Origin of the sequence: Rubripirellula lacrimiformis (assembly GCF_007741535.1) — a bacterium.
Taxonomy (GTDB): domain Bacteria; phylum Planctomycetota; class Planctomycetia; order Pirellulales; family Pirellulaceae; genus Rubripirellula; species Rubripirellula lacrimiformis.
The window spans coordinates 7,275,805-7,292,192 of sequence record NZ_CP036525.1 but is presented as its reverse complement, the minus strand read 5'-3'; the positions used below and the strand labels follow the sequence as shown (position 1 = coordinate 7,292,192).

Annotated in this window: 11 protein-coding genes; all 11 read left to right on the top strand. The window is 57.5% G+C overall.

Features of this window, described 5'->3' with window-relative positions; translation table 11 throughout:
- The first annotated feature begins 28 nt into the window (after positions 1-28).
- The gene (locus tag K227x_RS30880; protein ID WP_218933523.1) at positions 29-202 is read left to right on the top strand and encodes a hypothetical protein; all 174 of its coding nucleotides are present in this window, start codon (positions 29-31) and stop codon (positions 200-202) included.
- Positions 203-522: 320 nt separating this feature from the next.
- Positions 523-2,028, top strand: a complete 1,506-nt coding sequence (locus K227x_RS25420) for a TolC family protein (protein ID WP_246146247.1) — start codon at positions 523-525, stop codon at positions 2,026-2,028.
- 333 nt (positions 2,029-2,361) lie between these two features.
- Positions 2,362-4,758 carry a heavy metal translocating P-type ATPase gene (locus tag K227x_RS25415; protein ID WP_145174622.1) on the top strand — a complete coding sequence of 799 codons (2,397 nt, stop codon included), beginning with the start codon at positions 2,362-2,364 and terminating at the stop codon, positions 4,756-4,758.
- 153 nt (positions 4,759-4,911) lie between these two features.
- The gene (locus K227x_RS25410) at positions 4,912-5,199 is read left to right on the top strand and encodes a metal-sensitive transcriptional regulator (RefSeq protein ID WP_145174620.1); all 288 of its coding nucleotides are present in this window, start codon (positions 4,912-4,914) and stop codon (positions 5,197-5,199) included.
- Positions 5,200-5,786: 587 nt separating this feature from the next.
- Positions 5,787-7,148, top strand: a complete 1,362-nt coding sequence (locus K227x_RS25405; RefSeq protein WP_145174616.1) for a sigma-54-dependent transcriptional regulator — start codon at positions 5,787-5,789, stop codon at positions 7,146-7,148.
- A gap of 112 nt (positions 7,149-7,260) precedes the next feature.
- Positions 7,261-7,443 carry a hypothetical protein gene (locus tag K227x_RS25400; RefSeq protein ID WP_145174613.1) on the top strand — a complete coding sequence of 61 codons (183 nt, stop codon included), beginning with the start codon at positions 7,261-7,263 and terminating at the stop codon, positions 7,441-7,443.
- A gap of 114 nt (positions 7,444-7,557) precedes the next feature.
- The gene (locus K227x_RS25395; protein WP_218933522.1) at positions 7,558-9,006 is read left to right on the top strand and encodes a sulfatase; all 1,449 of its coding nucleotides are present in this window, start codon (positions 7,558-7,560) and stop codon (positions 9,004-9,006) included.
- A gap of 265 nt (positions 9,007-9,271) precedes the next feature.
- Positions 9,272-9,868, top strand: coding sequence for a sigma-70 family RNA polymerase sigma factor (locus K227x_RS25390; RefSeq protein ID WP_145174607.1), 597 nt, complete (start codon positions 9,272-9,274; stop codon positions 9,866-9,868).
- On the top strand, positions 9,865-11,607 hold the full coding sequence (locus K227x_RS25385) for a FecR domain-containing protein (protein WP_145174604.1): 1,743 nt from the start codon (positions 9,865-9,867) through the stop codon (positions 11,605-11,607). Before K227x_RS25390 ends, K227x_RS25385 begins: the two co-directional genes overlap by 4 nt.
- Positions 11,608-11,657: 50 nt before the next feature.
- Positions 11,658-14,912: a PSD1 and planctomycete cytochrome C domain-containing protein gene (locus K227x_RS25380; protein WP_145174601.1), complete on the top strand. Its 3,255-nt coding sequence runs from the start codon at positions 11,658-11,660 to the stop codon at positions 14,910-14,912.
- A 36-nt stretch (positions 14,913-14,948) separates the two neighbouring features.
- Entirely contained in the window at positions 14,949-16,370 is a 1,422-nt protein-coding gene (locus K227x_RS25375; protein ID WP_145174598.1) for a DUF1501 domain-containing protein, read from the top strand.
- Positions 16,371-16,388: the final 18 nt, after the last annotated feature.

Here is a 16,388-nt window from a genome sequence, read left to right as displayed (position 1 = left end):
CGATTTCCCCCAAAGGCCTCGCTGATCCGTGGACAAGAAAGCTAAGAAACGACTTGACGTTATTAACAAGAAACTGCAAACCCTGCGACCGCGGCTAGCCGGATCCCGCGAACAGGCCGATGACCTGGATGAACTGAAGCAGTTGGAGGACGAAATAGCGAAACTAGAGGCCGAGGCGGTTGCGCTGAAGGCGTCGAAGTAGCGTTTCCCTGCGCTGGATCATCGCTACGCCGCTGTCCGGCCGCGTGTTCATCATCTCTCTGCCCCCCCCCCTTGAGCCGCGTTCAACACTCCCGATGCGTCGGTATCGATCAGTCAAGATTTGACGGCGATGCGGATTGTTCGGAAGTTCGATGGGGGAAGCAGGGTGAAAGATACCCCTTTGAGGTATCCATCGTATCGCCGCATGCCGAAAAGTGCCTTAGAGGAACTTTCGTAACGGTCGATACAACGGGCGCAGATCGCATGGACAAATTCGGAAGAATCAATCCGAATCGAAGACGACGCTGGCAACGACATTTGTTGCTGGGCTGCGTTTTCGCTTTGCCGGGCTGCCAATCGAGCGGCCTTCGCGTCGCGGACGTCGGCAGACCAGCGGCCGCAACGCCCGCGGGATCCGCAAGCATCGCCGCTGCGTCGTCCCCGGATTCGCAAACTGCGCTGGCCAGTTTCCAGATTGCCCAGAACGGGAATGCCGAGCAAGTCGCCAAGAATCCTAACGAGATCGCGGCAGCAACCGACTTACCCGCGGCAAACGACCAAGCGATCCAAGTCATCCCAGGCGTTGACGAAGAATCGATCGCTCCCGTCTTGGTGGACTCGCGTTCGACGCCAGTCCCGGTCTCGCTTTCCGATCTGGTGGCTCGTGCGTTGGCCACGCACCCCACGGTCGCCGCAGCGCGTCAAAGAGTCGCCGCCGCCCAGCATCGCATCCCGCAAGTGACGGCGCTGGACGATCCTACCTTGGGCAATACGTTTTGGCCGATCCAAGACCAAGCCTTGCAAACCGCCGGAGGCCGGATCGGTCACCAGTTCGCTTTGACTCAAAAAGTTCCCTGGCCCGCCAAACTGAATGCAAGAGGAAGCGTGGCATCGCGAGAGGTGCAGGTTGCCATCGCGGAAAGCGCGCGTGCGGAACTGGAGATCACCGAAGCGGTTCGCTTGGCCTACTATCAGTTGTGGCTAGCCGAAGAATTGGTTCAGATCGTGGATGAAAATGGCGCGCTTGTCGACGATTTGATTGAAGTCGCCGAGGCTCGATATCGAACCGGTGGCAGCCAGCAAGACATTCTGCGTGCGCAGCTAGAAGGCGACCGTCTTGCCGAGCAGATGATCTCGCTGAGACTTCAGAAAGAGCAAGCGCGAGCGGATCTTGGTGCGCTCGTTCGTCAGCCGCTGGATTGGATGTCGATCGCTGTCGACGAACTGATCCTCACCGAGGCCTCACCGAGGCTGGATGAATTGGTTGCCCAAGCCGAAGCGTGCAATCCAACGCTGCAGGGCTTGGCCGCCGAGATCGCTCGGGATCGAGCCAAGGAATCGCTGGCGTGTTTGCAGCAGTACCCGGACTTTCAACTTGGCCTGGGCTATTCGATTGTTGACGACGATACCAATGTGATCAGTCCCGTCGCCAACGGCCACGACAACATCAATTTTACCGTTGGCATCACGTTGCCAGTCTGGCGAGACAAAATCAACGCAGGGATTCGCGAAGCGGCGCACAACCGTTCCAGCACCACGCTTCGCCGCGAAGCGGAACAGGACAAACTGCGTGGGACATTGCGGCGTCAAGTCGCCGCCGCGGATGCTGCGGTCGAGCAGCTGGAACTCTTTCGCAATCGCTTGATCCCGCGCACCGAGCAGACTCTGGAAATCGTGATCGCGGACTACCAAGGCAAGCGAGCCGATTTCACAGACCTGATCGCCACCTATCACGAACTGTTGGCTCTGCAGGTCCAAGTCGCACGCAGCAAAGCCGCCTTGGCCAGTACGATGGCCCAGATCGAACGCACTGTCGGCTGCCCCTGATTGGCGACGGCGCCGACAACGCGACAATCGAATCTGGATCCGCCGACGACGGGTGAATGATGGCCGGCGTCCAGCATCGTGGCATTCACGATGGAGGCACGATGGGCCGGTTGCCGCAAATTGCCGGACGTTTGCTGGGCGTTTGCCGCCCATTCTTCGAACCCCCGCGGCTGCGATCGCACCGTTGTTCAGCCGGGCGATCCCTTCTTGCACACTGTCCCTTCTTGCACACTGTGCAGCGAATAACCTGGGAATACAGCGATTTCGGAACACAAGTTGCATACCTATGCAGGGTATATTGCCTGATGCCAGTATGACACCGAAGGATGACCGATGGTCGCGATCAATATTTCAGCAATCGACCCTGTATGCGGGATGACCGTTGCCCCCGGTGATTCGCTGCGCAGCGAGTACAAGGGGAAGGCGTATTTCTTTTGCAGTGCCGGGTGCCAGAAGAAGTTCGATAGCGATCCGGTTGGCGTCTTAGCCAAGCGGGCGGCAAAGGATGCTGCGAAGGCGACGGCGGATCCCGGCGAACAACATTCATGCTGTGGCGGGAATGGTGGATCATCCACCGGTTTGGCGAAACGGAATCCGGCGGATGGCGATTCCGAAGCCGTGTACACCTGCCCGATGCACCCCGAGATCGAACAAGTCGGTCCTGGCGATTGTCCGATCTGCGGGATGGATCTAGAGCCCAAGTTCGTTGACATGTCGTCCGATGGCGATGACAAACAGTACAGCGACATGAAGCGGCGCTTTTGGATGGGTGCTGCGTTGTCGCTGCCGCTGCTATTGATCGCGATGGGGCCGATGGTGGGCGTGAACGTCTCGGATTGGATCGGGCAAGTTTCCTTTGGCCGATTGCAGTTGGCGCTTGCGACCCCGGTGGTGTTTTGGTGCGGGTGGCCGTTGCTGGTTCGCGGGGTGAAGTCCTTTCGCAGCCTGAACCTAAACATGTTCTCGTTGATCGCGGTGGGGGCACTTGCAGCCTATGGATTCAGTTTGATCGTTGTCTTGTTGCCAGGTGCGATTCCGGAATCGATGTTCGAAAACGGGGCACCGCCACTGTACTTCGAGGCGGCCGCTGTGATCATCACGCTGGTGTTGTTGGGGCAAGTTTTGGAATTGCGGGCTCGTCAGCAAACCGGCGGGGCCATTCGCGAATTGATGCAACTGGCGCCCTCGATCGCTCATCGAATCAGCGACCAGGGTGAAGAGGACGTCGCGTTGGAATCGGTTCAGCGAGGCGATCGCCTGCGAATTCGTCCCGGCGAAAAGGTGCCAGTCGATGGTCGCGTGATCAGCGGAGCTAGCAGTGTGGATGAATCGATGCTGACGGGCGAACCGATTCCGGTATCCAAGGGCGAAGGCGACGACGTCACCGGTGGCACGCTGAACCAAACCGGCGGCTTGGTGATGGAGGCGGTGGGTGTGGGGGGCGACACGGTGCTGAACCGAATCGTCCAGATGGTCGCAGAGGCGCAGCGAAGTCGTGCTCCGATTCAACGGCTAGCCGACGTGGTGGCCAGATACTTTGTGCCGGCCGTGATCGCATCTTCGGTCCTAGCATTCGTCGGATGGTGGATGTTCGGCCCGGAACCGCAGTTGACACACGCGTTGGTGGCCGCCGTGGCGGTGCTGATCATTGCATGCCCATGCGCCCTCGGGTTGGCGACTCCGATGTCGGTCATGGTGGGCGTCGGACGTGGTGCCAAAGCAGGTGTGTTGATCAAGAATGCCGAGGTTCTGGAAGTGATGGAAAAGGTCGACACGATCGTGGTCGACAAGACCGGCACACTGACGCAGGGGAAGCCGGAACTGACCGATATCAAGACATTTGGCCAGTGGAATGACCGTGATGTGCTGGCACTGACCGCCGCCGTCGAAGCGTCCAGCGAACACCCCTTGGCCCAGGCGATTACGCGGCGTGCGAAAGCCGACAAGCTGTCCGTCGCACAGGCATCGGATTTCCAAAGTGTCACCGGCGGAGGAGCCAGCGGGCGGGTTGGCGACCACGAACTGCTGATCGGCAAAGCAGAATTGTTGGACCAGCAGGGGATTGGCAACGTCGACGATGGGCGATCCTTGGCGGGAGCTTATCAGGCCGATGGGGCCACCGTGGTCTTCGTCGCAATCGATCGACAGTTGGCGGCGATCATGGCGATCACCGACCCGATCAAAGGCAGCACGCCAGCGGCGCTTAAGACCCTGAATGAACTGGGGTTGAAAGTTGTGATGTTAACCGGTGACGCCGAACCCACAGCCCGAGCAGTGGCGACCGAACTTGGCATCGGTGAATTTCACGCGGGCGTTTCTCCCAAGGACAAACATGACTTCGTTCGGTCTCTGAAAAGCGCTGGCAAGATCGTTGCAATGTGCGGCGATGGAATCAACGATGCACCGGCGCTGGCCGAAGCCCAAGTGGGCATCGCCATGGGGACGGGCGCGGGCGTCGCGATGGAGTCCGGCGACGTGACGCTCGTTGGCGGTGATCTTCGCGGTGTCGCCGCGGCCGTTACGCTGAGCCGCAAAACGATGAGCAACATTCGTCAGAACCTGTTCTTTGCGTTTATCTACAACGCGCTGGGGATCCCGTTGGCAGCGGGACTGCTGTATCCGTTTTTCGGTGTTCTGTTGAGTCCGATGATTGCTGCGGCGGCCATGAGTCTTAGTAGCGTGTCGGTGATTGCCAACGCGCTGCGGCTGCGATCGGCCGATCTGAACTGATTCGGACTGCGGACGTCCGTCGGCTGGATGGGCGAATCGATCGCGGTGTTCGATCGCCATCTGACCGTGGGATGCCGGGTGATCGGGATTCCAGCTACAATGGGTCGGTTGTTAAATGCCCTCGGTTCGTGGGACTTGCTTTGCTGGAATGAAATGCGCTCAGACGACGAGAAAAAGAAACTCAACAATCGACTTCGGCGTGTCGTTGGACAAGTCGAGGCGGTTGGCCGAATGATCGACAACGACGACTATTGCGTCGATATTCTGATGCAGTTGTCCGCCGCCACGGGAGCGTTGAACAAGGTAGGCCAAATCGTCTTGGAACAGCACCTGAAGACTTGCGTCAGCGATGCGATCCAAAGCGGCGATGCAAGTGATCGTGACGAGAAACTATCGGAACTGATCCGCGTCTTTCGAAAGTACGCAGGCGTGATCGACTAGATCATCACCCAAGTAGATCATCACCCAAGGCCCATGCATCCCGATCCCGTAGTGGGATTCGCCGGAATTCCCTCCCCCGCCCACAAGCACTTCTGCGAAATCGACGACGCGATATCGAACCAGCGGCCCAAAGCAGGCCTGATCCACGTCGCTCTGCAATCCACTGCAGGCGACGTGCAATCGATTGCACATCGTTTGTCCTCGGAACATCGCTCGTTGCTTAGTAACCCGACGCGAAAGCGAGTGATTCGATTCCGCCACTCGCCGGCGCTTCGGGTTGTGATTCCAACGCTGCTTTTTTGACAAAGCCGAAGTCAGCAGGCCGCATACGGCGGCACGTTAACTGCAACCGCTGGTGCGTCTCGTTCGCTGCTAGTGACCCTAAATCTGGTGGCGGTGACGCGTCATCTTGATGGAATCCCATCCCCTTGGCACAGCAATTGCCTACTAGCCTGTTTGGCGCGGCTGCCGGCATGGTGTGCAGCTTCGCGACACAGTGATTCGTCGACAACTGCGATCGCATCGATTCTGTTCCGGCCCCAGCGGGCTGCGAGTTCTCTGTTCGATTGCTAATGGAAAGGGACCTGATGAATTCTGACGCCTTTCGTGTGCTGGTCGTCGACGATGAACCGAACATCCGCAGCGGGCTAGCCAAGGGCTTGGCACGCGAAGCGGACACCGTGCACACCACCGGGGAAGCCAGGGATGCGTTGTACAAAGTCGATCGGTCTCACTATCAACTGGTGATCGCCGACGTTCGACTCAACTGTGGCATGACCGGCATCGACCTACTAAAACGTTTGCAGGATTCTCATCCCCAGACCGCCGTGATCGTGATCACCGCGCATGGAACGGTCGAGATGGCGGTGGAAGCGATGCACGCCGGTGCGTTTGACTTCATCCTGAAACCGCTAGACCTGGATTTGATTCGCCAGCAGGTCCGCAAGGCCCGCGAATACTACCGGCTTCGCATCGAAAACCAACAACTGCGGAAGCGGTTGGCGGGCGCCGGGGATGTTTCGAACATCATCGGCGGTGGCGCTGCGATGCAGTCCGTGTTCCAACAGATTCGTCAGGTCGCGGCAACCGAAGCCACGGTGATGATCCAAGGGGAAAGCGGTACGGGCAAGGAGCTTGTCGCCCGAGCGTTGCATGACCTCAGCGATCGTAGTGGTGGCCCATTCATAGCCGTCAACCTTGGCGCGATGCCAGAATCCTTGCTGGAAAGCGAGTTGTTTGGTCACGAGAAAGGGTCCTTCAGCGGCGCTTCGCGACAGAAACCCGGTTGCTTTGAACAGGCGTCCGGCGGCACGTTGTTCTTGGACGAAGTCACCGAGATGTCGGCCAAGAGTCAGGTGGACTTGCTGCGCGTGTTGGAATCACGGCAGTTTCGGCGTGTCGGTGGCGAGTCTCTTTTGCATACCGACGCACGCGTTGTTTCAGCCACCAACCGCAGCGTCGATGAACTGATCGCCGATGGCAGTTTTCGCGAAGACTTGTACTATCGTCTGAACGTGATCCCCATCGATGTACCACCTCTTCGTGGGCGACGCGAGGACATACCGTTGTTGGTCGAACACTTCCTTGCCGATTTCTGTTTGCGTCATCAGCGGCCCAGCAAACGAGTGTCCCCCGAAGCGATGCAGACACTGGCCTCGGCACATTGGCCTGGCAACGTTCGACAGCTTCGTAACTTGGTCGAACGGATCGTGGTGACGCACCCCGATGACGTGATCCAGGTCGACGAACTGCCCACCGATTTTGCACCCCGGCCACGGTCCAGTCGGACACTACCGCATTCGTTGGCCGAAGCCGTCGAAGGCTGCGAGCGAGAAACCATCGAACTTGCTCTGCAAGCATGCAATCTGCACCGCGAACGGACGGCCAAAACGCTGGGCATCAGCGTCCGCACATTGCACTACAAGATGGGACGCTATTCGTTGCATTGATGCTGCCGCGGTACAAGCCGTTGGGACGCGGTATCCCGGCGCCGATTCTTCCAGAATCCGTGGGGCCACCGCCCGCAGTTTTTTGCAGGCTCTGCACAGAAGAAGTTCCATCATGTCTCGCTTCCTACGCAGCGCGGTCGCCATCGCATCGCTGGTCGCCATCCTATCCTCGGCAGGCCTCGCCAGTGCTTCGCGTATTCACAGCACGGTAGAACGTCGCCAACATCCCAACGTTGGCTTGTTTGCCAAAGCCGGTTCCCACCACGTTTCCCATGTGCGTCTGTGGCGGCGATAGTACCGCGTTTCTTGCAATCGTGGTTGACGATCACCAACTCCGCTACCATTGCTGGGGTGACGATCGGAGACTAGCGGTAACAGAAACCAACGGGAACACAGGGCTGACATGGGAATGCGACCACTCTTTTTCTTGCTGGGGATGCTTGTGGCGATCCCCTGGGCAGCGGCGGCCGACCGTCCCAACGTTGTGTTCGTCGCGATCGACGATTTGAACGATTGGGTTGGCTGCCTAGACGGTCACCCTCAGGTGCAGACGCCTCATATTGACCAGTTGGCGGCACGAGGGGTGAACTTTACCAATGCCCATTGTCAGGCGCCCATTTGCAATCCGTCGCGGATCAGCATGTTGCTAGGCAAACTGCCTTCGACGACAGGTCACTATTTTTTGGTTCCTGGGTTTCGTGATGTCGATGTCACTCGCGACGCAGTGACGATGTTCCAGTACTTTCGTTCCCGCGGTTATCGAACCGAGTCGATGGGCAAAGTGTTTCATGGTGGTTCCGATAAGGCATCGTTCGACCATGTCCAACCGTCGCGTGGCTACCGACGCATGAAGGGGCAAACCGAGAAACTGCGTTACCGAGTCCCCGGCTCTCACCCGTCCTGGGACTGGGGGCAGTTCCAAATGGCCGATGAAGACCAGCGTGACTACTTTACCGCGGCGTGGGCGGCGGATCGGATCCCCGAACTGTCCCAACAAGACCAACCATTTTTGATGGCGATCGGTTTCCACCTTCCGCACGTCCCGATCTACGCGACGAAGAAATGGTTGGATCTTTATCCGCTGGATAATCTCCAGATGCCGGAGGTGCCCGCCGACGATCTGGATGATGTGCCGCCAATCGCAGTGCAGCTAAGTCTGAACCCGACCGCGCCTCGCGATGGATGGATGAAACAGTCCGGGGAAGACCGGCATGCCGTGCAAGCCTATTTGGCATCGATCTCGTTCGTCGATCATTTGGTCGGGATGGTGATGGACAGCGTTCAGGCGTCCGGCGCCGGCGACAACACGATCGTCGTGCTGTTCAGCGACCATGGATTCCACATGGGCGAAAAGAACAAATGGGCCAAGCGAAGTCTTTGGCGGCGGACCACTCGTGTCCCCATGATCATCGCTGGTCCCAATGTTGCCGTGGGCAAACAGTGCAACGCACCGGTTGGGCTGATCGATGTTTACCCGACGTTGACCGATGCGTGTGGGCTGCCGCGACCGGAAGGTCTAGATGGTCATGGGCTGGCCCCACTGTTGTCAGATGTCACCGCGCCTTGGCCGCACCCTGCTATCTGTACGTTCGGGCCTGGAAACCATTCGATCCAGTCACGCGACTATCACTACATTCGTTATCGCGATGGGGCCGAGGAACTGTACGATCACCGAACCGACGGTGACGAGTATCACAACCTTGCTGGGGACCAGACGTTGGATGCCGTCATCGCGGAACATCGCCGTTGGATCCCTGCCACGGATGCAGCGATGGTTCCCGGCAGCCGCGGCAGCGATTCGCCGCTGTACGGCGAATCCGACGGGCTTCAAAAGGCGATGCGCAAAGTCGGTCGGTAGATCCGCCGTTCGCAAACCCAGTTCAACTCAACCCAATGCACTGCTGGGCAGTGTCTGAGCGATCCATCGACCTAAGCAGTGTCGTTCGTTGACGGCATCTTCTATCCGGGGGGGCGGTCTGGCTGATTCGCCTCAGTGATTTTGCAGACCGGATGCAATTGCAGACCGGGGGGTAGCACGCTGTGATGGCAGCGTCGGGGGGGCTTTTTGCCGAAATTGCTGCGGGAAGGGGTAACCTTCCGCCGCGAGCTGCCATATTTAGGTGATGACAGCTCCCCAAGACACCAACGACGCCGAGCTTGAACAGGCGATTCAGCTCACCCAAGACGGTCAAACCGCAGCCTTTGAGGTGGTGGTGCGACGGTTCGAGACGCCGCTGCGTATCTGGCTGGCCGGTCATTTGCCGCCCGGGATCGATGTCGACGAAGTAGCCCAGCGGACATTTGTCGCGGCTTTTTCACGGCTCGACGAATACACGCCCGAAACTCGCTTTGGCGCATGGTTGTTCACCATCGCACGTTATCAGATGAAAACGGAACTGACGCGTCTGCGCCGCGTTGCCGATTACCACGCCCGCTACGCTCCGGATCTTTTGAAGCGTGAATTGCAGCGACGAAGCTCCCAGCCGCCCGAAATACTGTCGACGCGGCTGGATCATCTGAAGCAATGCCTGGATGGCTTAGGCGATCATCTGTGCCGTTATGTCCGTTGGCGATACGACGAAGAAATCTCTCTGGAAGAGATGGCGAGCCGCAGCAATCGTTCGGTTGCGGCAATGAAAAAACAGTTGTGGTTGATCCGGCAGCAACTTCAAGCCTGCGTTGAATCGCGAATGGCAACCTCCGAGAGGACGAATGGATGAATCCTGACGATCGATTTGCTGAGCTTTGGACGGACTATCTCGAGGGCGAGCTTGATGAAAATGGCATCGACCAACTGCGTGCACTGTTGGCCGCCGATGCTGACTTGGTCAGGACCGCTGCTGATCTGTACCAGACTCACCGCTTGCTGGGGCTTGTGGCCGACGACACATCGATGCATCGCAATGCGTTTGTCGATGGAGTGATCGCCCGTTTGCCTGAGAAATCGGACCAGTTTGTCAGCGATGTCATGGCAGATGTCGAACAATTGTCCGAACGCCGTGTGCAGGTGGAACCCAAGCAACCAATGACCCCAGCCGCCGATGGTGATTCGGCAGTACGGGATCAACGCTGGATGTTGGCACTGGTTGCATCCTTGTTGATCGCCGTTATTGGATTTGCGTCATGGCGATCAAGTCCTCCTGAAGTCGCCACGGTGGTTTCGGAACCAACGGATGCGTCACACCAGATCCGTGACGTTCGGTTTACCAGTTTGGCCCACGCGAAGTTCTTTGGCGAATTGCTGCCGCCGGTGGATTCTGCGTTGGCGCCGCGCCGCGACTACGTGTTGATGAGCGGTTTGGTTGAACTTAGCTTTCCAGCAGGAGCGTCGGCGATTGTCGAAGGCCCCGCCGTCTTCCGTGTTCTCTCGGAAGACAGCCTTGCCTTGGACGTGGGAAGCTGCAGCGTTCACGCTCCCGACGGTGCAGAAGGTTTCCACGTCGTCACTCCCGTCACGCGTGTGGTGGATCGCGGCACCCGGTTCAATGTCAGTGTCGCGGAAACAAGCGAAACGGAAGTCCAAGTCATCGAAGGCGCAGCAGACATCTACGAGCATGGTTCGCAAGCTCTTTCCAATGCAGACGCAGCGGCCCAACAGAGGGCAACACAAACGGAAGTTCGTCTGACCGTTGGCGAAGCGAGTAAGTTTGCAAGAGGCCGAGAGTTTGCCGCAGACAGCATTCCCTATGACCCCGCGGCCTACCATCGCCAGTTGCCCGATCGTGTGATTTCCTATCAGGCAAACGTGGATGAAGAAGGCGGTTCCACAACATTGACCAGTGTCACGATCCAACGTGGCGGCCGCACCGAGACGATCTTGGTGGGTGACATCATCCCTGCACAGATCACCGCGTTCACGACCACCCTGCCAGGCGCGTTCATCTGCGGCGATTCGACGTACCCGGTTGAACTGCTGGAAACCGCCTCCAATCGCAGTTTGAACGCGGGGGTGATCAACCCCGGTGGTAGCGAAGAACCGCTATCTGCCGATCCTGTGCTGTTGGGTGAATCGGCGACTCCGGGCATGGCGATCCGCTTTCGCCAACCGGTCATCAACGGCCCCGGCGATGACGTGGTGTTCTTTGATTTGCAAACGTTTGGCAATCCGCCCGATGGGGATGCGTTTCACATCAGCCCCGTCCGTTTCCGGCCTGGCCTGAAATCGCACACGATCCGCATCTATGACCTGACCATGGAATCACCCGGATCGCACGAATTGGCAGGCTTTTACGTGCATATGTTTCGCGAACGAGCAAGTTCGCTGGAAACGCTTCGAACACTGGACACTTCCCCTAGCCGTCACGGCATCCGATTTCGTGGATTGACCGTCGGAATTGACTTGTCGGACCTCGGATACGGCGACGGCGAAACGGTGGATGAATTGTTCATCCAAGACGCACTCGATGACAAGCATATTGTTGATCCCGTGTTTATCGGCGGTCTTCCTCCGCTGATTTGATCCGACAACGCCACCAACCTTTGCTGTGAACACACGAATTTAGGTTCTTCATGTTTCCCAAGTTTTTTGCACTACTGGCCCTGTTGTCGTTGCCAACCTTGGTAACCGCAAACGACGCGGACGATGTCCAGCATTTGAAGTTCTTTGAAACCGAAGTGCGCCCTTTGTTGGCTTCTAAATGCGTCCAGTGCCACGGTGCTGAAAAGCAGGAAGGCGAACTTCGCTTGGATTCATTGGCGGCATTGATCCAAGGAGGCGACAGTGGCGCGGCGGTCACTCCACACAGGCCAGAGGAAAGCTTGCTGATCGAGGCGATCAATTACGAGTCGTTCGAAATGCCGCCGGAGAAGCAGTTGAGCGAAAAGTCGATTGACGTGCTGACACGTTGGGTCGAAATGGGGGCACCCTGGCCAGAATCGGATTCCAATCCGATTCGAACTTCCGAAAAAACGTTCACCGAAGAAGACCGAAATTGGTGGGCCGTCCAACCGGTGCAAGATCCCACGCCGCCTGCGGATGGTGAGGGCTGGGCGCGCAATCCCATCGATCGTTTCGTCGCTAGGCAATTGGATGATGCGGGGCTGGAACCCGCCCAACCGGCCAGTCGTTTTGAACTCGTGCGGCGCGCCTACTTTGACCTGCACGGTTTGCCGCCCACGCCTCAGCAGGTGGATGCCTTCGTCAACGATGACCGGCCCGATGCGTGGCAGCGTTTGATCGACGAATTGTTGGATAGTCCGCGATACGGTGAACGTTGGGCACAACATTGGTTGGATGTGGTGCGGTTCGCGGAAAGCGACGGGTACAACGAAGACGCCTTCCGTCCCGATGCCAGTGTCTTTCGTGACTACGTCATCGCATCATTCAACGACGACAAACCGTACAACCAATTCGTCCGAGAGCATTTGGCCGGTGACGAGATCGCACCGGATGATCCCAACGTATTCATTGGCACCGCCTATCTTCGTCATGGTGTCTACGAATGGAATCAACGGAACGCGCGGATGCATTGGGACCTGATCATCAACGAAATGACTCGCGTGACCGGCGAAGCGTTCTTGGGGATCGGGATTGGATGCGCCCAGTGCCACGACCACAAATTCGATCCCATCCTGCAGAAGGACTATTTCGGACTGCAGGCGTTTCTTTCGTCGGTGGCTTGGCCCATGGACCGACCATTGGCAACGCCCGCAGAAATCGCTGAATACCGTGAACAGCAACAGGCGTGGGAAGACGCCACGAAAGCTATCCGCGACGAAATGCATGACCTGGCGAAGGAAGCATTCGACAAAGATCAACAGTACACCGTTGGCCAGTTCCCCGACGATGTCAAGGAAATCTACAGCAAGCCCGAATCGCAGAAGACAACCTACGAGAAACAATTGTCGTACCTCGTTCGGCGTCAGGCCGAACGTGCGGCTTCGAAGTTCAACTATGAAAAAAGTCTGGCCAAGAAACCGGACAAGCTTGCACGTTACCACCAGCTAAAGGTCGAATTGGAAAAGTTCGACGCGGTGAAACCGAAGCCATTGCCGACGGCGTTCGTCGCAACTGACGTTGGGCCCGATCCTGCCCCAACGTTGCTGATGACTCGCACGACACAGGAAACGGTCGAACCGTCGTTTCTAGCATTGTTGGGAGACCCGACGCCTGAAATCCAACCAACGGCGACGACCACGGGCCGACGAACGGTACTGGCCGATTGGATCGCGCGAGATGACAACCCGCTATCGACTCGCGTGATCGTCAATCGTGTCTGGCAACGTCACTTTGGCGAAGGGATCGTGCCCACGGCCAATGACTTTGGCACCTTGGGCGAATTGCCGAGTCACCCGCAGTTGCTGGATTGGTTGACCAAACGGTTCCTGGAAAAGGGCTGGAAAATCAAGCCGCTGCACGCGATGGTCATGAACAGCGCTACCTATCGTCAAACGGCACGCCGCGAGCCGACGAAGAAAGAAGACACCGTGGATCCGACCAATCGGTTGCTATGGCGTTTTCCACCGCAGCGACTCGATGCCGAACAGGTGCGGGATGCGATGTTCGCTGTCTCCGGTGAACTGAAGCACCGTGACGGAGGTGCCTCGGTCAGCGGCACTTCGCCCAATCGTAGCGTCTTTGTGAAAAAGATGCGAAATCGACCTGACGAAATGCTCAGCGGTTTCGACTCGCCGCTCGGGTTCGAGTCGGCGGCCGAACGGATTGCGACCACCACGCCTGTCCAGTCTCTGCTGCTGGTCAACGGAAAGTGGACGTTGGATCGATCACGCTCGTTTGCCAAACGGTTGATCGCGGGCAATCACAAAGTGACCGACGATTCCATTCGCGAGGCCTATCGTTTGGCGTATGGGCGAGAGGTCACCAGCGAAGAAATTCAGGGCGCACTGCGCTTCATCGATCAGCAGACCAAACAATATGAATTGCACGAAACGTCGCGTCCGCAACCCGACGTGCCATTTCCAAACGAAAATGGATTGCGCCCTGCGTCGCAGCATTTTGCATCGGCATCCTCATTCGGTCTCGGCCAAAAGACGCTTTGGTTCCAACCGGATAGCCGCTTTGAAAGACTGCACTTGAAAAAGACGGACGATCTTGGTGATCAGTTCACCATCGAAGCAATTACAATCTTGGATCGGATCTATCCCGATGCCAGTGTCAATACATTGCTGTCGCGTTGGAATAGCAGCACCAAAACCAATGGCTGGAACTTTGGTGTTACCAGTGCAAAGTCCGGATACCATCCACAGAACTTTATCGTCCAACTGGTGGGACGTAATTTTCAGGACGAACCGACGTACGAGGTGGTTGCATCGGGACTGACTTTCCCGATTGGCAAACCGGTCTACTTGGCGGCATCGATTTCGGCCAGCGTTTCAGATGACAACCCAACCAGCGGCTACGTCACGTTCACCATGAAAGATCTATCGGATCCAAAATCGAAATTGCAAACCGCAACGGTCGAGACAGCGGTGGTTGGCCAGGCTCAGAATCCGGCGATGAAGATCATTGCGGGCGGTCGTGACAGCAAGGGACACCTGTGGGATGGCCAGCTTGCCCGACTGAAAATCAGCCGGGGTGCATTGGCCAGCGATCAACTGCTGACCGGCAATGATTCCGACAAGTCCGATGCCATCATCGACTGGACGTTTGACGGCAGCGACGGTGAACAGCCGGCGCCATCGACAGCATGGCTGCGCCGCGAAACCAAACCTGATGCGACTAGCGAAAATGATCCGATGATTTCCGCCGTCACGGATTTCTGTCACGCACTGTTCAATTCGAACGAGTTTCTGTATCTGCATTGATGCAAACCTGACTGCGATAAGGAAGGGATTGATCCCATGAGATGTAACCAATTCGATATTCCAGATTCACGACGCGAATTCCTGTGCAAAGCAGGAGGCGGATTTGGTGCGCTGGCTTATGCCGCTTTGACCGGCGATTCGTTGATGGCGTCGACGACTGAAAATCCTGCTGCGACAAAGATCGCGAATCGATTTGGCAAGGCGAAGAACGTCATCTGGTTGTTCATGGAAGGCGGCCCCAGCCACTTGGATCTGTTTGACCCAAAACCAGCCGTCAACGAGTTGGCTGGGCAGAGTTTGCCGGACAGCTTTGCTCGTCCGGTTACCGCGATGGGCGAAGCCAATTCGCCGATCCTAGAGGTCAAACGCAAATGGAAACAATGTGGCGAAAGCGGGCTTTGGATCTCGGATTGGTTGCCGCATCATCATGACGTGGCGGACGAACTGTGCGTGATTCGTTCGTGCGTATCCGACGGCATCAACCATGCCGGCGGAGTCTGTCAAATGAACACGGGGGCCGTGTTCGGAGGCCGCCCTTCGCTGGGGGCCTGGGTGTCGTACGGTCTGGGGACGGTTACCGAAAGTCTGCCGACGTTTGTCGTGATGAAGGATAGCGCGTCCATGGTCGTCAATGGCGCTCGTGCGTGGGGTTCCGGATTCATGCCTTCGGGACACCAAGGCGTGCTGTTTGAAACCGGCGCCGAACCGCTGCGTAATTTGAACAACCCCGCGGGGATCTCAGGCGGGGGACAGAAGAACAAGATCGACTTCATCAACCAATTGAACCAACGGCACTTTGCCGGGCGCGAATCGAATTCCGAATTGGAAGCTCGCATTCATAGCTATGAATTGGCCGCGCGAATGCAAGCCGATGCCCCCGAGGCGATTGATGTGGACCAAGAACCTGCCCACATCAAAGAACTGTACGGCATGGATCAGAAAGAAACACAAGTCTACGGTCGGCAATGTCTGTTGGCACGTCGATTGGTGGAACGGGGCGTGCGATTCATTCAGCTGTATTCCGGTGCCGGCAGCAAATGGGACAGTCACAGCAATATCGAATCCAACCACGGCCGGCTGTGCAAAGGTGTCGACAAGCCGATCGCCGGACTGATCGCTGACCTAAAGCAGCGTGGCATGCTGGACGATACACTTGTGATTTGGGGTGGCGAATTCGGCCGAACGCCGATGAGCGAAAAGGGAAACGGACGCGACCACAACCCGACTGGGTTTACCATGTGGATGGCCGGCGGCGGCGTCAAAGCAGGCCAGACGATCGGAGCCACGGATGAACTAGGGCTGTACGCGGTCGAAGACCGACTGCACGTCCATGACATTCACGCAACCGTGATGGGCTTGCTTGGCATGGACCACACCAAAGTCGTCTACATGCACAAGGGGCGGCCTGAACGAGTTGATCTGAATGAAGGTCACTTCTATCAAGACATCACTTCATAGTGCCGCGCTGAATCCTTC